This is a genomic window from Streptomyces sp. SJL17-4 (assembly GCF_036826855.1).
Classification (GTDB): domain Bacteria; phylum Actinomycetota; class Actinomycetes; order Streptomycetales; family Streptomycetaceae; genus Streptomyces.
Map to the genome: position 1 here is coordinate 6,903,103 of NZ_CP104578.1, position 21,371 is coordinate 6,924,473.

Annotated in this window: 21 protein-coding genes; 16 read left to right on the forward strand and 5 right to left on the reverse strand. The window is 71.2% G+C overall.

Annotated features, from left to right (window positions below):
• Positions 1-27: 27 nt before the first annotated feature.
• The 3 genes from N5875_RS31075 to prcA all read left to right on the forward strand — a co-directional run bounded on the left by N5875_RS31075 (position 28) and on the right by prcA (position 2,039).
• Entirely contained in the window at positions 28-240 is a 213-nt protein-coding gene (locus N5875_RS31075) for a ubiquitin-like protein Pup (protein WP_315895804.1), read from the forward strand.
• Positions 241-400: 160 nt separating this feature from the next.
• Positions 401-1,240 (forward strand): proteasome subunit beta, encoded by an 840-nt coding sequence (gene prcB, locus N5875_RS31080; RefSeq protein WP_318206900.1) that lies wholly within the window; start codon positions 401-403, stop codon positions 1,238-1,240.
• A 46-nt stretch (positions 1,241-1,286) separates the two neighbouring features.
• Positions 1,287-2,039, forward strand: a complete 753-nt coding sequence (prcA, locus tag N5875_RS31085) for a proteasome subunit alpha (RefSeq protein ID WP_318206899.1) — start codon at positions 1,287-1,289, stop codon at positions 2,037-2,039.
• A gap of 64 nt (positions 2,040-2,103) precedes the next feature.
• On the opposite strand, the gene N5875_RS31090 is transcribed toward prcA, so the two are convergent.
• The gene (locus N5875_RS31090; protein WP_318206898.1) at positions 2,104-3,123 is read right to left on the reverse strand and encodes a LacI family DNA-binding transcriptional regulator; all 1,020 of its coding nucleotides are present in this window, start codon (positions 3,121-3,123) and stop codon (positions 2,104-2,106) included.
• Positions 3,124-3,258: 135 nt separating this feature from the next.
• On the opposite strand from N5875_RS31090, the gene N5875_RS31095 reads away from it, so the two are divergent.
• The 12 genes from N5875_RS31095 to N5875_RS31150 all read left to right on the forward strand — a co-directional run bounded on the left by N5875_RS31095 (position 3,259) and on the right by N5875_RS31150 (position 16,292).
• Entirely contained in the window at positions 3,259-4,539 is a 1,281-nt protein-coding gene (locus N5875_RS31095) for an MFS transporter (RefSeq protein ID WP_318206897.1), read from the forward strand.
• Between the two features lie 69 nt (positions 4,540-4,608).
• Positions 4,609-5,970, forward strand: coding sequence for a Pup--protein ligase (gene pafA / locus N5875_RS31100; protein WP_056566373.1), 1,362 nt, complete (start codon positions 4,609-4,611; stop codon positions 5,968-5,970).
• 117 nt (positions 5,971-6,087) lie between these two features.
• Complete coding sequence (locus tag N5875_RS31105) at positions 6,088-7,029, forward strand: FKBP-type peptidyl-prolyl cis-trans isomerase (RefSeq protein WP_318206896.1); 942 nt, start codon at positions 6,088-6,090, stop codon at positions 7,027-7,029.
• 43 nt (positions 7,030-7,072) lie between these two features.
• Positions 7,073-7,453: an FKBP-type peptidyl-prolyl cis-trans isomerase gene (locus N5875_RS31110; protein ID WP_338497501.1), complete on the forward strand. Its 381-nt coding sequence runs from the start codon at positions 7,073-7,075 to the stop codon at positions 7,451-7,453.
• A 177-nt stretch (positions 7,454-7,630) separates the two neighbouring features.
• The gene (locus N5875_RS31115) at positions 7,631-8,587 is read left to right on the forward strand and encodes a WYL domain-containing protein (protein WP_318206894.1); all 957 of its coding nucleotides are present in this window, start codon (positions 7,631-7,633) and stop codon (positions 8,585-8,587) included.
• Positions 8,588-8,603: 16 nt separating this feature from the next.
• Complete coding sequence (locus N5875_RS31120; protein ID WP_187622743.1) at positions 8,604-9,557, forward strand: WYL domain-containing protein; 954 nt, start codon at positions 8,604-8,606, stop codon at positions 9,555-9,557.
• A gap of 169 nt (positions 9,558-9,726) precedes the next feature.
• Entirely contained in the window at positions 9,727-9,990 is a 264-nt protein-coding gene (locus N5875_RS31125; RefSeq protein WP_318206893.1) for a hypothetical protein, read from the forward strand.
• Positions 9,991-10,041: 51 nt separating this feature from the next.
• On the forward strand, positions 10,042-10,239 hold the full coding sequence (locus tag N5875_RS31130) for a hypothetical protein (protein WP_055598399.1): 198 nt from the start codon (positions 10,042-10,044) through the stop codon (positions 10,237-10,239).
• 186 nt (positions 10,240-10,425) lie between these two features.
• Complete coding sequence (tatA, locus tag N5875_RS31135) at positions 10,426-10,719, forward strand: Sec-independent protein translocase subunit TatA (protein WP_318206892.1); 294 nt, start codon at positions 10,426-10,428, stop codon at positions 10,717-10,719.
• Between the two features lie 105 nt (positions 10,720-10,824).
• On the forward strand, positions 10,825-11,727 hold the full coding sequence (tatC, locus tag N5875_RS31140) for a twin-arginine translocase subunit TatC (protein ID WP_318207365.1): 903 nt from the start codon (positions 10,825-10,827) through the stop codon (positions 11,725-11,727).
• A gap of 120 nt (positions 11,728-11,847) precedes the next feature.
• Positions 11,848-14,676, forward strand: coding sequence for a DEAD/DEAH box helicase (locus N5875_RS31145; protein WP_318206891.1), 2,829 nt, complete (start codon positions 11,848-11,850; stop codon positions 14,674-14,676).
• A 275-nt stretch (positions 14,677-14,951) separates the two neighbouring features.
• On the forward strand, positions 14,952-16,292 hold the full coding sequence (locus N5875_RS31150) for a cytochrome P450 (RefSeq protein ID WP_338497505.1): 1,341 nt from the start codon (positions 14,952-14,954) through the stop codon (positions 16,290-16,292).
• Positions 16,293-16,410: 118 nt separating this feature from the next.
• Here N5875_RS31150 and N5875_RS31155 read toward each other — a convergent pair whose 3' ends face one another.
• Together N5875_RS31155 and N5875_RS31160 are read right to left on the reverse strand one after the other, a co-directional pair.
• Positions 16,411-17,349: an ADP-ribosylglycohydrolase family protein gene (locus tag N5875_RS31155; RefSeq protein WP_318206889.1), complete on the reverse strand. Its 939-nt coding sequence runs from the start codon at positions 17,347-17,349 to the stop codon at positions 16,411-16,413.
• A gap of 65 nt (positions 17,350-17,414) precedes the next feature.
• On the reverse strand, positions 17,415-18,326 hold the full coding sequence (locus tag N5875_RS31160) for a hypothetical protein (RefSeq protein ID WP_338499318.1): 912 nt from the start codon (positions 18,324-18,326) through the stop codon (positions 17,415-17,417).
• A gap of 184 nt (positions 18,327-18,510) precedes the next feature.
• On the opposite strand from N5875_RS31160, the gene N5875_RS31165 reads away from it, so the two are divergent.
• A complete protein-coding gene (locus N5875_RS31165; protein WP_338497507.1) occupies positions 18,511-19,143 on the forward strand; it encodes a MerR family transcriptional regulator in 633 nt (210 codons plus the stop codon).
• A 191-nt stretch (positions 19,144-19,334) separates the two neighbouring features.
• Here N5875_RS31165 and N5875_RS31170 read toward each other — a convergent pair whose 3' ends face one another.
• Together N5875_RS31170 and N5875_RS31175 are read right to left on the reverse strand one after the other, a co-directional pair.
• The gene (locus N5875_RS31170; protein ID WP_318206887.1) at positions 19,335-20,168 is read right to left on the reverse strand and encodes a siderophore-interacting protein; all 834 of its coding nucleotides are present in this window, start codon (positions 20,166-20,168) and stop codon (positions 19,335-19,337) included.
• Positions 20,169-20,268: 100 nt separating this feature from the next.
• Entirely contained in the window at positions 20,269-21,174 is a 906-nt protein-coding gene (locus N5875_RS31175) for a 5'-3' exonuclease (protein WP_338499319.1), read from the reverse strand.
• Between the last annotated feature and the right edge of the window lie 197 nt (positions 21,175-21,371).

Here is a 21,371-nt window from a genome sequence, read left to right on the forward strand (position 1 = left end):
CGGGCCGATTCGAGCGGGGTGAGGGATATGGCGACCAAGGACACCGGCGGCGGACAGCAGAAGGCGACGCGATCCACGGAGGAGGTCGAGGAGACCACCACGGAGGCGAGCTCCGACCTCCAGGAGCGCCAGGAGAAGCTGAGCGACGACGTGGACTCCGTCCTGGACGAGATCGACGACGTGCTCGAGGAAAATGCTGAGGACTTCGTTCGGTCATTTGTGCAAAAGGGCGGCCAGTAGCCGCACGGCGCGTCTGTCGTCCCCGTCCCCGGAGCCCCGGCGAAAGCCGTGGGCCCGGGGACGGATGACAAGCGGTGGCACGGGTAAGGTCCGTGCACAGCAAGCAAGATCGGCCGGCGCTTCCCACGGCGGGCCGACTCTCCCACCCGGAAGGAATCGCGTGGAAGCCAACCCTCGTAGCACCGGGCGTCTGCCGGCGGCCTTCCTGACGCCGGGCTCGTCCTCTTTCCTCGACTTCCTGGCGGACCACTCGCCGGAGATGCTGCCGGGCGGGCGGAAGCTGCCCGACGGGGTCGTCGAGGCCCCGCACGGGACGACCATCGTGGCGGCCACGTTCCCCGGCGGGGTCGTGCTCGCCGGTGACCGGCGGGCCACCATGGGCAACATGATCGCGCAGCGGGACATCGAGAAGGTCTTCCCTGCCGACGAGTACTCCGCCGTCGGCATCGCCGGCACCGCCGGTCTCGCCGTGGAGATGGTCAAGCTGTTCCAGCTGGAGCTGGAGCACTTCGAGAAGGTGGAGGGCGTCACGCTCTCCCTGGAGGGCAAGGCGAACCGCCTCTCCACCATGATCCGGGGCAACCTCGGCATGGCCATGCAGGGACTCGCCGTCGTGCCGCTCTTCGCGGGCTGGGACGAGGGCAAGGAGAAGGGCCGGATCTTCTCCTACGACGTGACCGGCGGCCGCTCCGAGGAGCACGGGTACGCCGCCACCGGCTCCGGTTCGATCTTCGCGCGCGGCTCGATGAAGAAGCTCTACCGTGCCGACCTGACCGAGCAGCAGGCCACCACGCTGGTCGTGCAGGCGCTCTACGACGCGGCGGACGACGACTCGGCGACCGGGGGTCCGGACATGGCGCGCCGGATCTTCCCGATCGTCACGGTCATCACGGACGAGGGCTACCGCAGGCTCACGGAGGACGAGTCCTCCGCGCTGGCCCGGTCGGTCACCGAGCGGCGCCTCGAGGAGCCCGACGGGCCCCGCGCCGCCCTGCTCTGACCACTCGTCGCCCGACTGAAGCCCAGAAGAAAGGGACGGACCGCCGGTGTCCACTCCGTTCTACGTCTCACCCCAGCAGGCCATGGCCGACCGGGCGGAGTACGCCCGCAAGGGCATCGCCCGAGGCCGCAGTCTTGTCGTCCTCCAGTACACCGACGGGATCGTCTTCGTCGGTGAGAACCCGTCCCGCGCACTGCACAAGTTCAGCGAGATCTACGACCGGATCGGCTTCGCGGCCGCCGGCAAGTACAACGAGTACGAGAACCTCCGCATCGGCGGTGTGCGCTACGCCGACCTGCGGGGCTACACCTACGACCGGGACGACGTCACCGCGCGCGGCCTGGCCAACGTCTACGCCCAGACGCTCGGCACGATCTTCTCCAGCGCGGGGGAGAAGCCGTACGAGGTGGAGCTCGTCGTCGCCGAGGTCGGCACCGAGCCGTCGGGCGACCAGATCTACCGGCTGCCGCACGACGGCTCGATCGTGGACGAGCACGGCTCGGTCGCGGTCGGCGGGAACGCCGAGCAGATCGGCTCCTTCCTGGACCAGCGGCACCGGGACGGCATGTCCCTGGCCGAGGCCCTGAGGCTGGCCGTGCAGGCGCTCTCGCGGGACACCAACGGCAGCGAGCGGGAGATCCCCGCGGAGCGCCTGGAGGTGGCGGTCCTGGACCGTACGCGGCCGCAGCAGCGCAAGTTCAAGCGGATCGTCGGCCGTCAGCTGTCACGCCTCCTGGAGGCGGACAACGCGGCGGTGACGAAGACGGACGAGCCCTCGGACGAGGCTCCCGAGGAGTAGTCGGCACGGCCCGGAGGGGCCCCGGTCCGCTTGCGCGGGCGGGGCCCCTCCGGCGTGTCCGCCCTCAGGCGGCCGGTGCGGGCCCCGAGGAGCCCCGGGGGACCAGGGAGACGGGAAGGGTGTCCGGCCGGGGCCGTTCGCCCGCGAGGACGGCGAGGAGGGCCTCCATGCCCCGCCGGCCGAACTCCTCGGCGGGCAGCCGCACGGTGGTGAGTTCCGGATCGACCACCGTCGCCAGGGCCATGTCGTCGAAGCCGGTCACCGACAGGTCCCCGGGGACCCGCAGTCCGAGCCGGCGCGCGGCTTTGCAGACGCCGACCGCGAGGATGTCGTCGTCGCAGATCACCGCCGTGGGACGGGGCCCGGGGGCGGCGAGGGCCCGGCCCGCGACCTCCCACGCGTCCGCGACGTTCAGCGGCGACCGCGTGGTCCGCACCTCCGTGCCGCGCAGGGCGTGGGCGAGGGTGGCGGCCCGCACGTCGAAGGTCCAGGACGGGGCCGCGGAGGCCAGGTGCAGGAAGCTGCGGTGGCCGAGGCCGAGCAGGTGGTCGGTCACGAGACGCATGCCGTCGGCCACGTCGAGGTTCACATGGGCGGCGGCCCCGGGGCCGGCCGGGTCGCTGTCGAGCATGACGAGCGGGAGGTCGGTGTCCCGGAAGGCCTCCAGGGCGCCGGTCGCCATCGAGGAGGCGATCACCCCATCGAGGGCGGCCTGCGCCGAGGCGAAGGGGTCCCGCGCGGGTCCCAGGCCGTCGGGGGAGGGGTAGAGGACCACGCCGAAGCCGTGCCGGGCCGCCGCGGCGGCCGCTCCCGTGTAGACGTGCGCGAAGAACTCGTTGGTGAGGGCCGGGACGACGAGCATGGCGGTGCGGGTGCGGCCGAGGCGCAGGTTGCGGGCGGCCAGGTTGGGCCGGTAGCCGAGCTCCCGCGCGGCCCCGCGCACCGCCTCGGCGGTGCGTTCCGACACCCGGCCGCGCCATTTGTCGCCGAGGACGAGGGAGACGGTGGCCTGGGAGACGCCCGCGGTCCGGGCGACGTCCCGGCTGGTGGGGCGGGTGCCGCCGAGCGGCTCCGGGGTCTGCACACATGCCTCCGCGTCGGGCGGTCCACGGACCGGGTCTCTGCGCGCGGGGTGGACCCGCGCGCTGCCGACATGGTACGTATGACGACGCACGTTATACGTAAAACCTCGGCGCGGTCCGAGGTGAGGGGAGACCACATGGCCACCGAGGCCCCGGCGCGAGGCGGCTATCTCGACATACTCCGGGCGCCGCACGCGGCCCGGCTGCTCGCCGGCACCCTCGTGGGGCGCCTGCCCAACGGCGTCGGCCCCATCGCCATCACCCTCTTCGTCCGCGACCAGGGCGGCAGCTACACCCTCGCCGGCGGCCTCATCGCCGCCTACGGCGTCGCCACCGCCATCGGCCAGCCCCTCCTCGGCCGCGCCGTCGACCTCAAGGGCCAGCCCCGCGTCCAGCTGCCCGCCGCGGTCCTCTCCGCCCTCGGCATGGCCCTGCTCGCCCTCACCGGCACCGGCCACCTCGGCCTCGCCTACGCGGCCGTCGTCGTCGCCGGGCTCTTCACACCGCCCCTGGAGGGCGGGCTGCGGGCCCTGTGGCCGAGCGTCCTCGGCCGCGAGGACCGGGTCCACCGCGCGTACGCCATGGACGCGGTCGCACAGGAGGTCATGTTCACCGTCGGCCCGCTGCTGCTGACCCTCCTGGTCTCCCTCTGGTCGCCCGCCGCCGCGCTCCTCGTCATCAACCTCCTCGGCGTCCTCGGCGCCCTCGCCGTCGTCCTCTCAGAGCCCTCCCGCACCTGGCGCTCCGCGCCCCGGGAGGCCCACTGGCTGGGCGCCCTGCGCTCCCCGGGCCTCCTCGCGCTCCTCGGGTCGTTCTTCTTCGTCGGCCTCGCGCTCGGCTCCATCACCGTCGCCGCCGTCGCCTACGCCGACGACCGGGGCACCCCGTCCGTCTACGGCTGGCTGATGGCCGCGCTGGGCCTCGGCGCACTCCTCGGCGGTGTCACCTACGGCGCCCGGCAGTGGTCCGGAGCCCCCGAACGGCGACTGCGCGTCCTCGTGCTCCTCCTCGCCGTCTGCTACCTGCCGCTGGTGCTCACCCCCGGTCCGGTCGCCATGGCCGGTCTCGCGGCCCTCGCCGGTGTCTTCCTGGCGCCCGTCCTCGCCTGCGCGTTCATCGTCGTGGACCGGCACGCGCCGCGGGGCACGGTCACCGAGGCCTTCTCCTGGCTCGTCACCACCTTCGGCGTCGGTTCGGCCCTCGGCTCCGCCGTGGCGGGCCCCGCCGTCGAACTCGCCGGGACCGTCGCCGGATTCGCCGTCGCTGGGGCGGGCGGCCTGATCGCCCTCCTCGTCCTGCTCGTCACCGGCCGTGTCCTCCAGGTGCCCGAGGCCCCCGAAACCCCCGGTGCCGAGCCGCGACACGCCGTCGGTGCGGGCGCCCCCACCTCCGTACACACGGAAAAGAACACGCACTGATCGGAAAATGATCGAAACGGGAACGTCCAACCCGGTTTCAGCACAGGCCGTCAGGCGTAATGTTCAGACATGGACCGCCGCATTTTCGGGCTGGAGAACGAGTACGGCGTCACGTGCACGTTCAGGGGACAGCGCCGACTGTCTCCTGACGAAGTGGCGCGCTACCTCTTCCGCCGTGTCGTGTCATGGGGCCGCAGCAGCAATGTCTTCCTGCGGAACGGCGCCCGCCTGTACCTGGACGTGGGATCGCATCCGGAATACGCCACACCGGAATGCGACAACGTGACCGAACTGGTCACCCACGACAAGGCCGGTGAGCGCATTCTCGAGGGCCTGCTCGTCGACGCCGAACGCCGCCTGCACGAGGAGGGAATCGCGGGCGACGTCTACCTCTTCAAGAACAACACCGACTCGGCCGGAAACTCCTACGGCTGCCACGAGAACTATCTCGTCGCCCGCCACGGAGAGTTCTCCCGGCTCGCGGACATCCTCATTCCGTTCCTGGTAACCCGGCAGCTCATCTGCGGCGCGGGAAAGGTCCTCCAGACCCCGCGCGGCGCGGTGTTCTGCGTCTCCCAGCGCGCCGAGCACATCTGGGAGGGCGTCAGCTCCGCGACCACCCGCTCACGCCCCATCATCAACACCCGTGACGAGCCGCACGCGGACGCCGAGCGCTACCGCCGGCTGCACGTCATCGTCGGCGACTCGAACATGTCCGAGACGACCATGCTGCTCAAGGTCGGCGCCACCGACCTGGTGCTCCGCATGATCGAGGCCGGCACGGTGATGCGCGACCTGACCCTGGAGAACCCGATCCGGGCCATCCGCGAGGTCAGCCACGACATCACCGGGCAGCGCAAGGTCCGGCTCGCCAGCGGCCGCGAGGCCTCCGCCCTGGAGGTCCAGCGCGAGTACTACGAGAAGGCCGTCGACTTCGTCGACCGCCGCGGGATCCGGAACGGCACCGTCGCCCAGGTCCTGGAACTGTGGGGCCGTACGCTCGACGCGATCGAGAGCGAGCGGCTCGACCGGATCGAGACCGAGATCGACTGGGTCATGAAGCACCGGCTCATCGAGCGCTACCGGGCCAAGCACAACATGACCATGTCGAACCCGAGGGTCGCGCAGATAGACCTCGCCTACCACGACATCCACCGCCGTCGTGGGCTGTACTACCTGCTGCAGAAGAACGGTCAGGCGGCCCGGATCTGCAACGACCTGAAGATCTTCGAGGGCAAGTCGGTGCCCCCGCAGACCACTCGGGCCCGGCTCCGCGGCGACTTCATCCGCCGCGCCCAGGAGCAGCGACGGGACTTCACCGTCGACTGGGTGCACCTCAAGCTGAACGACCAGGCGCAGCGCACGGTGTTGTGCAAGGACCCGTTCCGCTCCGTCGACGACCGCGTCGAAAAGCTGATCGCCGGAATGTAGGCCGGCCGCACCGGCGCTGTGGGCCCCGCACGTTTGGCGTGCGGGGCCCTCGACGTGACAGAAGGGTCCCCTAGAGTGTCGGGACAACTACTGTGCCGTCTGAGATCTGAGGAACACGTGCGCCGACTTGCCGGCCTTCTCGTCGTCCCGCTGCTGCTGCTCTCCACAGCGGCCTGCGGCAGCGACGACAAGGGCTCCGATTCCGCTTCGATGACGAACGGGCTGCCCGCCATCACCGCGGGGGCCAAGTTCGGCGAGAAGCCGACCCTCGCCAAGGGCGAGGGCGACCCGCCCAAGGAACTCAAGGTCAACGTCATCAGCGAGGGCAAGGGCGCGGTGACGAAGAAGGGCGACGCGCTCTCGGTGAACTACCTGGGTCAGGCCTGGGACTCCACCACCCCCTTCGACAACAGCTTCGACCGCGGCGAGCCCTTCAGCGTGACGCTGGGCGAGGGCCAGGTCATCAAGGGCTGGGAGCAGGCCCTCGAAGGCCAGAAGGTCGGCAGCCGCATCGAGGTCGGCATTCCGCCGGAGCTCGGCTACGGCGAGAAGGGCTCGCCGCCGAGCATCAAGCCCAACGCCACCCTCGTCTTCGTCGTGGACATCCTGAAGTCCGTCACGATCCCCAAGTCCGCCACCGGCACCCCGGTCGCGCAGGACAACAAGGACCTGCCGAAGGTCGGGACGAACACCGACGGCAAGGCGCCCACGCTGACCGTCCCCAAGGTCGACCCGCCGACCAAGCTCGTCTCGAACTACGTGCTCGAGGCCAAGGGCGAGGCCGTGAAGGCCACCGACACGGTCGTCGTGAACTACGTCGCCGCCCTGTGGAAGGACGGCAAGGTCTTCGACTCGACGTACACCTCGGGCAAGCCCGCGAACTTCCCGCTCGCGCAGCTCACGCTGAAGGGCCTCAAGGACGGTCTCGTCGGCAAGACGGTCGGCAGCCGCGTCCTCATCGTCGCCCCGCCGTCCGAGGCGTTCGGCGACAAGGAGCAGCAGGGCATTCCGAAGAACTCCACGCTGGTGTTCGCCGTGGACATCCTGACGAAGATGTAAGACTGTCCCGATCACGCAGTTCATCAGTATGAGGAGCAGTTCAGTGAGCATCGAGAAGCCCGAGATCGACTTCCCGGGTGGCGAGCCGCCGAAGGACCTGGAGATCAAGGACATCTGGGAGGGCGACGGCGACCTCGCCGAAGCCGGTGACTTCGTGAAGGTCCACTACGTCGGTGTGTCCTTCGAATCCGGCGAGGAATTCGACGCCTCCTGGAACCGCGGCGCCCCGCTCGACTTCCACCTCGGTGCCGGCCAGGTCATCAAGGGCTGGGACGAGGGCGTGCAGGGAATGAAGGTCGGCGGTCGCCGCCAGTTGGTCATCCCCGCACACCTCGCCTACGGCGACCGCGGCGCCGGCGGCAAGATCGCCCCGGGCGAGACGCTGATCTTCGTCTGCGACCTCGTGGGCGTCGCCAAGCGCTGACCCCCGCACACCTCGACCGGATTCCGGTCGCTCCGAGGGCCCCCGCCATCCAGGGCGGGGGCCCTCGGCCGTGGTCGGGCTCCGGTCCGGGTTCGGTCCCCACTTTGGTCCCGACACCCCGGGGCGGTACGGTCGGACGTCCGAGAAGTGGATCCGGCGAAGGGGTGCGGGGCGTCGATGGCGATTGCCAAGTCCGAGCGGCTGATGAATCTCGCGCTGTGCCTGCTCGGGACACGCCGCCCGCTGAGCAAGCGGGAGCTCCGCGGCTCCATCGAGGCCTACCTCGAAGCGAGCGGCGACGACGCCTTCAACCGCATGTTCGAGCGCGACAAGGACGATCTCCGCGAGCTCGGCCTCGTCATCGAGACCGTCGAGAACCTGGAGGGCGAGACCGGCTACCTCGCCCGCCGCGACTCCAACCGGCTGCCGGCCATCACCCTGGACGCCGAGGAGGCCGCCGCGCTCGGCCTCGCCGCCAAGGTCTGGCAGCAGGCCCGCCTCGCCGGGGCCGCCAGCGGCGCCCTGCAGAAGCTCCGCGCCGCCGGCATGCCGGAGGCGGAGGACTCGTACGACACCCAGCCCAGCGCCCTCGAACCGCGGATCCCCGTCCACGAGGCCGCCTTCGAACCGCTGATGCTGGCCTGCCGCGACCGCCGGCCCGTCGCCTTCGACTACCGCAAGGCCAACGCCGCCCGCCCCGAGGCCCGCCAGGTCGAGCCCTGGACCCTCGAATGCTGGCGCGGCCACTGGTACCTGGCCGGCTGGGACCGCGACCGCGGCGCCGAGCGCGTCTTCCGGCTCTCCCGCATCACCGGCAAGGTCCGCTCCCGGGCCGGCGCCTTCACCGCGCCCGTGCCCGACGTCGTCACCGTCCGCGAGACCGTGGAGAGCTGGGCCGGCGAGACCGCCACCCGCTCCGCCCGGATCCGGCTGCGCACGGGCTGCGGCTACCCGCTGCGCGCCCGCGCCCAGTCCGTGAGCGAGGGCGCCGACGGCTGGGACGAGCTGGAGATCCCGTACGGGCACGGCCTCGACGCCTGGCTCGTCGAGTTCGGCCCCGATGTCGTCGTACTGGAACCGGCCGATCTGCGGGCCGACGTGGTGGACCGGCTGCGCGCCGTGGCCAAGGGCTGAGGGGGAGACGTACCGCATGGCTGCCAACGCGATCGACCAGACGAGGCGGATGCTCTCGCTCGTCACCTATCTCCGTGAGCGCCCCGGCGCCCACGTCGCCGATGTCGCGCGTGCCTTCGGGATCACCGAGGACGAGCTGATCTCCGACCTGGACGTGCTGCCCATGTGCGGCACCAGCTTCCGCGGCGGAGACCTCCTCGACATCGACACCGACGGGGACCGGATCTGGTGGCACAACCCGGACGATGTCGCCGCGCCGCTGCGGCTCGCCGCCGACGAGGCGACCGCCCTCCTGGTCGCCGCCCGCGCCGTCGCCACGCTCCCCGGGCTCCGGGAGAGCGACCGTGAGGCGCTGCTGCGCGCCACCGCCAAGCTGGAGGCCGCCGCCGGCGAGGCCGCCGGCGCCAGCTCCCGGCTCTCGGTGACCTTCGAGTCCGAGGGCGGTGTCTTCGCCGAGGTCGACCGCGCGATCTCCGAGCGCCGCCGCCTCTGGGTGCGCTACTACTCGCCCGCCCGCGACGAGCTCACCGAGCGCGAGGTCGACCCGATCCGGCTCTTCGCCGTCGGCCACACCTATATGGAGGCGTGGTGCCGGCTCTCCGAGGCGCGCCGCACCTTCCGGCTCGACCGCGTGGCCGAGATCCGCATCCTCGACGAGCACGCGGCACCGCCGGAGCTGGAGCTGCGTGACCTCTCCGCGGGTCTGGTCCAGCCCTCCGCCGACGACCCCGAGGTGGTCGTCGAGGTCGGTCCCGGCGGGCGCTGGGTCGCCGAGTACTACCCACACGACCGGGCCGAGGAGCTGCCTGACGGCGGGCTGCGGATCACCCTGCGGACGCCGGACCCGGCCTCGCTGCGCCGACTGGCGCTGCGCCTGGGCAGCGACGGGCGGATCGTCGCGCCCCAGGATCTCGCCGACAACGCCAGGACGGCGGCGGCCGCCGCGCTCGCCGCGTACGAGGGCGAGTGACGTTCCCCGCCCGGGGGACGCTGTTACTGACGTGGTGCCCGGCGCGGTGCCTGGCGCCGTGACCGACGTGATGACCGGCATGGTGGCGGATACGGCGCGCCGAGGCGGGTGCGGACGTACGTGCTGCGCTCCGCGCGGCACGCGGGGTGTGAGGTACGGGAGTCGAGAGATGAGGGAAATGTCCGTGATGCACGGTTTTACGGCGACGATGGCCCCGGTCCTCTTCAAGGCCGCCTGCCCCGACTGCCGCTCCCGCTTCGAACTCTCCGCGAGCGCCCTGCGCCTCGCCATCGGGGCCAGCCGCCGCACCACCTTCTACTCCTTCACCTGCCCCGAGTGCGGCAGCTCCGTCCGCAAGCCCGCCGGCGAGCGCATCGTCGAACTCCTCACCGGCGGCGGCGTCCGGACCCTGCGGCTCCACACGACCGTCTGAGCCCGCGGCCCGGCCGCTCGGCCCGCCGCGCCCAACGTCTAGGCTCAGCACATGTTCTGGCCCATGCTCGCCATCGCCCTCGGCTTCCTCGGCATCGCCGTCCTCGGCGTCCTCGCCGTCCGGGTCTTCCTCGAGGTCCAGCGCCTCGGCCGTCAAGTGGCCCACACCACACAGCGGATCAGCCAGGCGGCCGAAGACCTCGAAACGGCCGCCGTCGGACTGGCCCGAACGGGCGAGTCCCTGCGCTGAGTCCGTGCCGTACGCTGCGTGAAGAGGCCCTGAAACGGGCACGCGGGACGCAATCGGGAGTATGCAAGGGCATTGCCCTGCGTTTACTCCTGCGGGTTACGATCGCAGACAGCGCGGTGGCCGGACGCTTGTCCGACCCGCCGGGCACCGCACTCCATGTCGCCTCGGTGAAGAAGGTAAACAGCTATGGGTAGGCTCGGCCCCACCGAGATCATTCTCATTCTCGTCGTCATCATCCTGCTGTTCGGCGCCAAGAAGCTTCCGGACATGGCGCGCTCGCTCGGCAAGTCCGCCCGCATCCTCAAGAGCGAGGCCAAGGCGATGAAGTCGGACGACCAGCAGAGCGCCCCCGCCGACCCGCCGCAGGCCGGCAACGGCACCGCTGCCCAGGAGCCCGCCCCGCGCACCATCCAGGCCGCTCCCGGTGACGTGACCAGCGCGCGTCCCGTGACCGAGCCCTCGGACACCACCAAGCGCTGACCCGGTCCGCCGCGGCCGCCGCACCGGGCGGCGGCCTGCCGCATGAGATGAGGACGTGGGTTGCCCAAGTCTGCCCGCAAGCAGGAGAAGGATCCCGAGGGTCGGATGCCCCTCGTGGAGCACCTGCGTGAACTCCGCAACCGACTGGCGAAGGGTCTCCTCGCCATCGCCGCGGTGACGATCGTGGCCCTCGTGTACAGCGAGGAGCTGATGCAGTTCCTGACGCAATCGGTGCCCACGTGCCCACCGGGCGTCACCAGTGACGGCGGAAACTGCGCGATCGTCTCCTTCAACACGCTCATGGCGCCGTTCAGCACCACGATCCAGCTGTCGCTGACGGCCGGCCTCGTCGTCGCGAGCCCCGTCTGGCTCTACCAGCTGTGGGCCTTCGTCGCGCCCGGACTGCACAAGAGCGAGAAGAAGTACACGTACGCCTTCGTCGGTGCCGCCGTGCCGCTCTTCTCCGCCGGCGCCTACCTCGCGTACCTGATCCTCCCGATCAGCGTGAAGGTCCTCATCAGCCTCACGCCCAGCGGCTCCGCGAACATCCTCTCGCTCGGTGACGTCCTCGACTTCACCCTGCGTATGGTGCTCGTCTTCGGCCTGGCCTTCGAGCTGCCGCTGGTCCTGGTGATGCTCAACCTCACGGGTGTCCTCACCGGTCGCCGGATGGCCGGCTGGTGGCGCGGCGTGATCATGGGCGTCTTCGTCTTCGGCGCCATCATCACCCCCACCACCGACCCCGTCGGCATGGTCGCCCTGGCCGGACCCATCACCGTCCTGTACTTCGGGGCCGTCGGCTTCTCCCTCCTCAACGACCGGCGGCGCAAGCGCAACAACCCCGACGCCGAGCTCGACGACGACGAGGCCTCGGAGCTGGACCTGACCCCGCAGGCCGTCGGCGCCATCGAGCCCGTCGGCGCCTCCCGGGCCCTGCCCGAGCAGGCCACCGGAGAGACGGGCGGGGCCGGCGTGCAGCGCGCGAACGGTTACGACGACATCACCTGATCGTGCGGGGTCCCCCGGACTCGGTCCGGGGGGCTTTCGCACGCCCGGAGTGGGGCCTTCCACATCCCCTCGATAAAGATCGCGTCACTGTCACAGGGGGCGGGTAGGCTCGAGAACAAGATGACAGAGGACCTCACACCAGCCGAGGCGTACGCGGCCGCGAAAGCCCGCAACGCCGATGCGGCCACCGCGCTGGCCCCCTTCCGCGAGATGTACGAGTTCGGTCTGGACCCCTTCCAGATCGAGGCATGCCGGGCCCTCGAAGCGGGCAAGGGCGTACTCGTCGCCGCGCCCACGGGCTCCGGCAAGACCATCGTCGGCGAGTTCGCCGTCCACCTCGCCCTCAACCAGGGCCGCAAGTGCTTCTACACGACCCCGATCAAGGCGCTGTCGAACCAGAAGTACGCCGACCTCGTCAGGCGGTACGGCAACGACAAGGTCGGCCTGCTCACCGGTGACAACAGCGTCAACGGCGATGCGCCGATCGTGGTCATGACCACCGAAGTCCTCCGCAACATGCTGTACGCGGGATCCCAGGCCCTCTCCGGTCTCGGCTACGTGGTCATGGACGAGGTCCACTACCTCTCCGACCGCTTCCGCGGCGCCGTCTGGGAGGAAGTGATCATCCACCTCCCCGAATCGGTCACCCTCGTCTCACTCTCCGCGACCGTGTCCAACGCCGAGGAATTCGGCGACTGGCTCGACACCGTCCGCGGCGACACCGAGGTCATCGTCTCCGAGAGCCGCCCCGTCCCCCTCTGGCAGCACGTCCTCGCCGGACGCCGGATGTACGACCTCTTCGAGGAGGAGACCGACCACGGCGGCCGCGGCGCCTCCCGCCGCGAGGTCAACCCCGACCTCCAGCGCCTCGCCCGCACCGAGAACACGCGCACGTACAACCCGCGCGACCGGCGGCGCGGCAAGATGGTCCGCGAGGCCGACCGCGAGCGCGAGCGCCGCCAGCGCTCCCGCATCTGGACCCCGGGCCGCCCCGAGGTCATCGAGCGTCTCGACGCCGAAGGGCTCCTGCCCGCCATCACCTTCATCTTCAGCCGTGCCGGCTGCGAGGCCGCCGTCCAGCAGTGCCTCTACGCCGGACTCCGGCTCAACGACGACGACGGACGCCGCCGCGTCCGCGAGATCGTCGAGGAGCGCACCGCCGCCATCCCCACCGAGGACCTGCACGTCCTCGGCTACTACGAATGGCTCGAAGCGCTGGAGCGCGGCATCGCCGCCCACCACGCCGGCATGCTCCCGACCTTCAAGGAGGTCGTCGAGGACCTCTTCGTCAAGGGCCTCGTCAAGGCCGTCTTCGCCACCGAGACGCTCGCCCTGGGCATCAACATGCCCGCGCGCACCGTCATCCTGGAGAAGCTCGTCAAGTGGAACGGCGAGCAGCACGCCGACATCACCCCCGGCGAGTACACCCAGCTCACCGGGCGGGCCGGCCGCCGCGGCATCGACGTCGAGGGCCACGCCGTCGTCCTCTGGCAGCGCGGTCTCGACCCGGACCACCTGGCCGGACTCGCCGGCACGCGCACCTACCCGCTGCGCTCCAGCTTCAAGCCCTCGTACAACATGGCGGTCAACCTCGTCGAAGGCTTCGGCCGGCACCGCTCCCGCGAACTCCTCGAAACCTCCTTCGCCCAGTTCCAGGCCGACCGCTCCGTCGTCGGCATCTCCCGGCAGGTGCAGAAGAACGAGGAGGGCCTCGAGGGCTACCGCGAGGGCATGACGTGCCACCTCGGGGACTTCGAGGAGTACGCACGGCTCCGCCGCGACCTCAAGGACCGCGAGACCGAACTGGCCCGCCAGGGCGCCGCCCAGCGTCGCGCCCAGGCCGCCGGCGCCCTGGAGAAGCTCAAGCCCGGCGACGTCATCCACGTCCCCACCGGCAAGTTCGCCGGACTCGCCCTCGTCCTCGACCCGGGCATCCCGGCCGGCCGCACCAACGGCCACCGCGGCTTCGAGCACCACGACGGGCCCCGCCCCCTCGTCCTCACCGCCGAGCGGCAGGTCAAGAGGCTCGCCTCCATCGACTTCCCCGTCCCGGTCGAGGCCCTGGAGCGGATGAGGATCCCCAAGTCCTTCAACCCGCGCTCCCCGCAGTCCCGTCGCGACCTCGCCTCCGCCCTGCGGAGCAAGGCCGGACACATCAACCCCGAGCGCCACCACAAGCAGCGCTCCGCCGCCGCCGACGACCGCGAGATCGCCCGGCTGCGCACCGAGATCCGCGCCCATCCCTGCCACGGCTGCGACGAGCGCGAGGACCACGCCCGCTGGGCCGAGCGCTACCACCGTCTCCAGCGCGACACCCAGCAGCTGGAGCGGCGCATCGAGGGTCGCACCAACACCATCGCGCGCACCTTCGACCGGATCGTCGCGCTCCTCACCGAGCTCGACTACCTGCGGGGCAACGAGGTCACGGAGAACGGCAAGCGGCTCGCCCGGCTCTACGGCGAACTCGACCTGCTCGCCAGCGAATGCCTCCGCGACCGCGTCTGGGAGGGCCTGACCCCGGCCGAACTGGCCGCCTGTGTCTCGGCGTTGGTGTTCGAGGCGCGACAGTCCGACGACGCCGTCGCACCCAAGCTGCCCGCGGGCAACGCCAAGGCGGCGCTCGGCGAGATGGTCAGGATCTGGGGCAGGCTCGACGCCCTCGAAGAGGAATTCAAGATCAACCAGGCGGAGGGGGTCGGCCAGCGCGAACCCGACCTCGGATTCGCCTGGGCCGCCTACCAGTGGGCCTCCGACAAGAGCCTCGACGAGGTGCTGCGCGAGGCCGAGATGCCCGCCGGCGACTTCGTCCGCTGGTGCAAGCAGGTCATCGACGTCCTCGGACAGATCGCGGCGGCGGCGCCCAGGGAGAACAGCACCGTCGCCAAGAACGCCCGCAAGGCCGTGGACGCGCTGCTGCGGGGTGTCGTGGCGTACAGCTCGGTGGGCTGACGGTCCCGCGTCCTTCTTGTGCACGACCGAGTGCCCGTGGCGATCGCGCCACGGGCACTCGGCCTTTTCCGGACGTCCGATCGTCGTACTCGGATGGTTGTCCACAGGTCGTTGTCCACAGGGGTGGCGCGGGCGCGGCCGTTCCGATTGCATGGACTCGCAAGCAGAGAAGGTCAGTTGGGGAGGGGACACCTATGACCACGCAAGCCGGTCATTCGCACGCGGGGACGCAGGAGGAGGGGGCGACGGCAGGGGCACGGCCGTCGGCTCCGGCCGTGACTCCGGTTGTCGTCGACGGACCACGAGGCGTTCCCCTCCTCGGCAGCCTGCCCGCCTTCGGGAAGAACCCTTTGGCCTTCTTCGAACAGCTCCGGGACCGCGGCGACATCGTCCGCTGGCGCTTCGGCCGCAAACCCTCCCTCTTCATCGCCCACCCCGACACCGTCGGCGAACTCCTCACCGAGGTCGAGCGCACCTTCGACCAGCCCGACCTTGGCATCGCCTTCCGCACCCTCCTCGGCAACGGCGTGATCGTCTCCAAGGGAGCCGACTGGCGCCGCAAGCGCTCCCTCGTGCAGCCCTCCGTCCGGCCGAAACAGGTCCGTTCCTACGCGGCGACCATGTCCGAGTGCGCCGTCGCCCTCGCCGACCGGTGGGCCGACGGGCAGCACATCGACATCAAGAAGGAGATGGCAGCCCTCACCCAACTCGTCGCCGTCCGCACCATCTTCGGCGTCGACACCGCCGCCGACGCCGAAGCCATCGGACAGGCGATGGACGTCGCGCAGAAGGAGATCGGCGCCGAGTTCAGCGGCATCGGAGCGGTGCTGCCCGACTGGCTACCGACCCCCGGACGCGCCCGGATCAAGCGCGCCACCGCCGTCATCGACGCGGAGGTCTCCCGTGTCGTCTCCCGCCACCGCGACGGCGACACCGAACGCCCGGACCTCCTCAGCCGTCTCCTCGCCGCCCGCGACGAGAGCGGCGCGCCCCTGTCCGACGAGGAGATCCGCGACGAGACCGTCACTCTCTACATCGGCGGCCACGAGACCACGAGCTCCACACTCGTCTGGGCCTGGTACCTGCTCTCCCGCAACCCGCGGGTCCGTGACGCGCTCGCCGAGGAACTCGACCGCGTCCTCGCCGACCACGAACCCGGCTACGACGACTACGCCTCCCTGACCTACACCCAGGCGGTCATCAAGGAGACCCTCCGCCTCTACCCGACGATCTGGCTGATCACCGGCCTCGCGAAGGAGGGCGCCATGCTCGGCGGCAGGGCCGTCCCGGCCGGCACCCGGGTCTGGTCCAGCCAGTGGGCCACACACCGCGACCCCCGCTGGTACGGCGACGCGGAAGCCTTCCGCCCCGAGCGCTGGATCGAACGGGACGGCGAGCCCGCCGAGGAGATACCCGAGTACGCCTGGTTCCCCTTCGGCGGCGGCCCCCGCGTCTGCCTCGGTACCCGGTTCGCCCTCGTGGAGGCGGTCCTGATCCTCGCGGTCCTGGCCCGCCGCTACCACCTGGACGTCACCACCGAGGAAATCCTCCCGGTCCCGAGCCTCACCCTCCAGCCGGACCGCGACGTCCTGGCGACCGTGCGGGCACGGAGCTGACGACGGACCGGCAGCGTCCCTGAGGCGGGCCGCGCCGGGTCGCGCCGGGCCGCGCCGGGCTGAGGCGGGCTGAGCCGAGGTCGAGGTGCGGCCGAGTCGCGGCCGAGGCCGACACAGGTCAGGCAGGTCGTCGCCCGGACGACAGGTCCGCTGCCAAGTCCCTGAGGTCGTCGGCGTACAGGACCCGGTTGCCGAAACCAGGCAGGGGGACATGGAGGGTGGCCGTCCAGCGGCTGGGGATGGCGCCGGCGCCGTGCACGGCGCCGGCGAGCATCCCGGTCACGGCCGCGACCGTGTCGGTGTCCCCGCCCAGGTCGACCGCCGAGGCCACGGCCTCCTCGAAGGAGCCGGTCGTACGGAGTGCCCACACGGCCGAACCGAGACAGGGCCACACCGCGCCGTTGAACTCGGTGGCGTCGTCCGGGTGCCAGCCGATTGCCAGGACCGTGGCCCAGCGTTCCCGGTGCTCCGGGGCCACCTCGGCGAGGGTCGCGGGCAGGGCGGCGATCGGGTCCTCGCCGAGGAGGGCGACACGGATCAGCTCATGGAGGATCGCCGTACCCTCCCAGGCCGCGCCGTCGCCATGGGTCAGGGCGCTGATCCGGCGGGCGGCGTCCATCGTCTCGGCCCGCCCCCGGGCCGCGAAGTACACCGCCGACGTCGAGGCCCGCATCAGCGAACCGTTGCCCGCGGCCAGCGCGTTGATCTGGAAGTGCATCGCGGCGGCCAGGTCCCAGGGGTCCCCGCCGAGCAGGACCTGTTCGGTCTGGAGGCCGATGTCCTTGGGGTCGGCCGCGGCCCAGCGGCGGAACCGGTCGAAGATGTCCGGTAGGTCGAGACCACCCCGTTCGAGGAGCGACTCGCCGACGAGGACGGCCATCTGCGTGTCGTCCGTCGCCTCGCCGGGATCCCAGCCGCCGCCTCCGCACAACTCCCCGACGCCGTCGGGGAACCGCTCGCGGAAGACCCCCGGGAGACCGAACTCGAAGGGGGCGCCGAGGGCGTCGCCGACGGCGGAGCCGAGGACGGCACCCAAGGACCTGTCGATGTCTCGCATCCGGTCAGGCTAGGGCAGCGCGCGTTCGGCCCGGTCGCCGCGGCATGTCCGCGCCCGCCGAGCCATCAGGAGGGGCGGTGCGGCGAGGGGGCGGGGGAAGGGGTGGGGGAGGGGGAGGGGGAGGGCCCCCGGAGGGAGAAGGTTGCGGCTGTCGCGCTCAGCAGGACGATCGTTCCCGCTGCCGCCCATGTCGCGCCGTCCGGTGCGAACAGGGCCTGGCCGCGCAGGGCCTGCCAGGTCAGCAGGGCGAAGGTCGCCGTGTACGCGGCCGAGGCCGTGAGGGTGAGCCGGAGTCGTACCCGTTCGTCCGCGAGGCGGGCGAAGCGCGGTGCGAGTGCGGCCAGGACGAGCAGGAGCAGCGGGAGCAGTTGCAGGGCGTGCATGCCGAAGAAGTGCGGTATGCGCAGGTCGCCGCCGTTGCTCGCCCAGCCGGTGAGTGGCATCGACGGGCCGCCGTCCGGTACGCCGACGGCGTGGGCGCCGACGATCGGTGACTCGTCGACCGCCAGTTGCTCCGGGGTCGGACGGACCATCAGGAAGCCCACCGCGGCGCCCGCCAGGGCGATCAGCGAGGACAGCCGGACGGCCCAGGCCATCGCCCGGTCGAGGATCTTGGCGCGCAGCAGGAGGACGGCGATGACCAGCGCGCCCAGCCACAGCACGACGACGGTGGCTCCCATGACCTGGAAGACGGTGTTGTCGAAGGGCGTCGTCTGGTTGAAGTGACTCCGCTTGCCGCGGATCACCTGGAGGGTGATGAGCACCATCTCGCCGGCGCCGGCGACGGCGACCACGGTTCCGGCCCACCAGCCGACCCGACGGCCCCGGGGGAGCAGTGACAGCATCCAGGCGAGCGAGAGCGCGTACGCGAGGAGCGAGACCGAGAACTTGAACGGCTTGGTCCAGATCGGCACGCCGACCAGGATCCGGTCGTCGACGAAGATGCCGACGGCGGAGACCAGGGCGAGAGCGCCCATGGAGGCGGCGAACCAGACCAGCGGTCGGTGGAGCCGCGTGAGTGGGTTCTTGTGCGATGAAGGCATACGGATCCCCCCGTGGGAAAGAGTAGATAGTGGCACTTGCCGCTATCTGATAGCGCCACTATCTATGATGGGGGGTCGGTCGGCAAGGCCGAAGTGAGACCAGGAAGGTGAACACGCGGTGCGCATCGGAGAGTTGAGTCGCAGGACCGAGGTGTCCATCCCGACGATCAAGTTCTACGTACGGGAAGGACTGCTGCCGGCCGGGGAGCTGACGAGCCCGAACCAGGCCTCGTACGGGGAGACGCATGTGCAGCGCCTCCGCCTGATCCGGGCTCTCCTCGATGTGGGCGGCCTTTCGGTGGCGGCGATCCGTGAGGTGATCGTCGCCGTCGACGACCCCGAACGATCGGTGCACAAGCTGCTGGGCACGGTGGCCTCAGGGCTGGTGCCGCGCTACGACCGCGCGTCGCACACCGGGATCGAGGAGGCGCGGAAGCAGGTCGCGGCGCTGATCGCCGCGCGCGGCTGGCGCGTGCACCCGGGCAACCCGGCCGCGGAGGCGCTCGCCGTGGCCCTCGCGGCCGTCGACGAGGCGGGTCACGGGGCCTTCGTCGAGGTCCTGGACGCGTACGCGGATGCGGCGGAGCGGGTCGCGCGGGCGGACCTGGAGTTCGTGGCGCGCAATATTTCGCGCGAGGAGCTGGTGGAGAGCGTGGTCGTCGGCACGGTCATCGGCGACGCGATCTTCTCGGCGCTGCGGCGGATGGCCCACACGGACACCTCGGACCGCCTGTACGGGCAGGCGACCTAGGGGGACCGGGGCGGCCTGGGCGACCTGGGCGACCCGGGCGTGCAGCGGGGCGTCTGTGCTGCGGGTCTTGGCCAGGCGCTGCCGTCACGCCTGCGGAAACGGCTCGGGGCCCGAGGGTTCGCCCCCGGGCCCCGCATCGTGAGCCGGTTTCCCGGCCTCGCGCCGCTGAGCCGGTTTCCCGGCTCCGCGGCTTACTTCTCCTGCTCGCGTTCCACCTGGTCGTTCCACTCGCGCTTGATCGCGCGCCACGCCTCGTCCGACTTGCCCAGGCGCCAGTAGCCCGAGATCGACAGCCGCTCGCGCGAGATCCCGCGGTCCAGCCGCAGGTGACGGCGGAGGTCCTTCACGAAGCCCGCCTCGCCGTGGACGAAGGCGTGCACGTCGCCCGCCGGGAAGTCCAGGGTCTGCACGGCCTCGACGAGCGCCTCGCCCGCCGGGCGGTCACCCCGGTGCAGCCAGGTGACGTGGATGCCGTGTTCCGTCGCGAACTTCTGCTCCTCGGCGGCGTCCGAGATCTCCACGAACGCGTGCACCCGCGCCCCCGCGGGCAGCCGTTCCAAGGCCGCCGCGATCGCCGGCAGCGCGCTCTCGTCGCCCGCGAGCAGGTGCCAGTCCGCCGTAGGGTCCGGCGTGTAGCCGCCGCCGGGGCCGAGGAAACGCACCGTCTCGCCCGGCTGCGCCCGCGCCGCCCACGGGCCCGCGAGGCCCTCGTCGCCGTGGACCACGAAGTCGATGGTCAGCTCACGGTGGACCGGGTCCCAGGCCCGTACGGTGTACGTCCGCGTCGTCGGCCACTGCTCCCGGGGGAACTCCTCCCGGATCCGGTCCATGTCGAACGGCTCCGGATAGGCGACCCCCTCGGGGGCGAAGAGCAGCTTCACGTAGTGGTCGGTGTACGCGCCGACCTCGAAGGCATCGAGACCGGGGCCGCCCAGGACGACCCGCACCATGTGCGGGGTGATGAGCTCGGTGCGCACCACACGCGCTTCGGTGGCCTTCGGTGCCTTGCGGGGCTGCTCCGCCACGAGTGGCTCTCCTGACTCGACGTAACTCGAAGAACTAGGTACTTAGGTATGCCTAAGCTAGCATCCCGAGGCGCGGTCGACCCAGTGTGGCCTGATTTCGTCAGCGTTCCAGGACCGGAAGCAGACGGCCCACGGCCCCGCCGAGACCCCAGCGCTTCACCAGGGCGTCGAGGGCCGCCGGGTCGCGGGGAGCCTTCGGCAGGGTCGCGTCGAACTCCGGCAGGGGTACGTCCCCGGCGACGCGCACCACCGTCGGCGCGACGTCCAGATAGGCCGCCGCCTCCACGATCCCGCGCCGCTTGGCGGGCGTCAGCTTCGACGTCCGCTCCCCGGCCGCCGCCCGTACGCCCGCCAGGTCCCCGTACTCCGTGATCAGCTGCGCGGCCGTCTTCTCGCCGATGCCCTTCACTCCGGGGAGGCCGTCGCTGGCGTCGCCGCGCAGCGCCGCGAAGTCCGCGTACTGGTCGGGGCGCACCCCGTACTTCGTGACGATCATGTCCGCGTCCACCAGGTCGCAGTCGCCGACGCCCTTGCGCGGGTACAGCACGCGGATGCCCCGCGCGTCGTCCACCAGCTGGAAGAGGTCCCGGTCGCCCGTGACGATGTCCACCGGTCCCGACGCGTGCCCCGCGAGCGTCCCGATCACGTCGTCCGCCTCGTAGCCCGCCGCCCCGATCCGGGCGATGCCGAGCGCCGCCAGGACCTCCTCGATCACCGGCACCTGGGGGGACAGCGTGTCCGGGATCTCCTCCTCGTCCGGGCCGGTCTCCGTCTCCACCGCCACGCGGTGCGCCTTGTACGAGGGGATCAGGTCGACCCGCCACTGCGGCCGCCAGTCGTCGTCCCAGCAGGCCACGAGCTCGTCAGGGTGGTGGTCCTGGACGAGCCGGGTGATGAAGTCGAGCAGTCCGCGCACGGCGTTCACGGGCGAGCCGTCGGGGGCCCGGACGGAGTCCGGAACGCCGAAGTAGGCGCGGAAGTAGAGGCTGGCGGTGTCGAGGAGCATGAGGCGTCGAGTCACCCGCTTGATTTTAGGCCTCGGGGCGCCGCCGGGGTCCGGAGACGCGTTCGCGGTGTCGGCGGTTCCGGACCCCCGCACGTGACCCCCGTCACCTTTGCGTTTGCGTGGTGCGAAGCCGGGCAGGCGCGAGCCCGGAGCGGAACCCAGTACGGGATTCAACAAAAGGATCCCCGTACGCGACG

Coding starts and splice junctions, on each gene's coding strand:
- N5875_RS31075 (WP_315895804.1), top strand. CDS start 28: ATGGCGACCAAGGACACCGGCGGCGGACAGCAGAAGGCGACGCGATCC.
- N5875_RS31095 (WP_318206897.1), top strand. CDS start 3,259: ATGGCCACCGAGGCCCCGGCGCGAGGCGGCTATCTCGACATACTCCGG.
- pafA (WP_056566373.1), top strand. CDS start 4,609: ATGGACCGCCGCATTTTCGGGCTGGAGAACGAGTACGGCGTCACGTGC.
- N5875_RS31115 (WP_318206894.1), top strand. CDS start 7,631: ATGGCGATTGCCAAGTCCGAGCGGCTGATGAATCTCGCGCTGTGCCTG.
- N5875_RS31120 (WP_187622743.1), top strand. CDS start 8,604: ATGGCTGCCAACGCGATCGACCAGACGAGGCGGATGCTCTCGCTCGTC.
- N5875_RS31125 (WP_318206893.1), top strand. CDS start 9,727: ATGAGGGAAATGTCCGTGATGCACGGTTTTACGGCGACGATGGCCCCG.
- N5875_RS31130 (WP_055598399.1), top strand. CDS start 10,042: ATGTTCTGGCCCATGCTCGCCATCGCCCTCGGCTTCCTCGGCATCGCC.
- tatA (WP_318206892.1), top strand. CDS start 10,426: ATGGGTAGGCTCGGCCCCACCGAGATCATTCTCATTCTCGTCGTCATC.
- tatC (WP_318207365.1), top strand. CDS start 10,825: ATGCCCCTCGTGGAGCACCTGCGTGAACTCCGCAACCGACTGGCGAAG.
- N5875_RS31145 (WP_318206891.1), top strand. CDS start 11,848: ATGACAGAGGACCTCACACCAGCCGAGGCGTACGCGGCCGCGAAAGCC.
- N5875_RS31155 (WP_318206889.1), bottom strand. CDS start 17,349: ATGCGAGACATCGACAGGTCCTTGGGTGCCGTCCTCGGCTCCGCCGTC.
- N5875_RS31160 (WP_338499318.1), bottom strand. CDS start 18,326: ATGGGCGCTCTCGCCCTGGTCTCCGCCGTCGGCATCTTCGTCGACGAC.
- N5875_RS31175 (WP_338499319.1), bottom strand. CDS start 21,174: ATGCTCCTCGACACCGCCAGCCTCTACTTCCGCGCCTACTTCGGCGTT.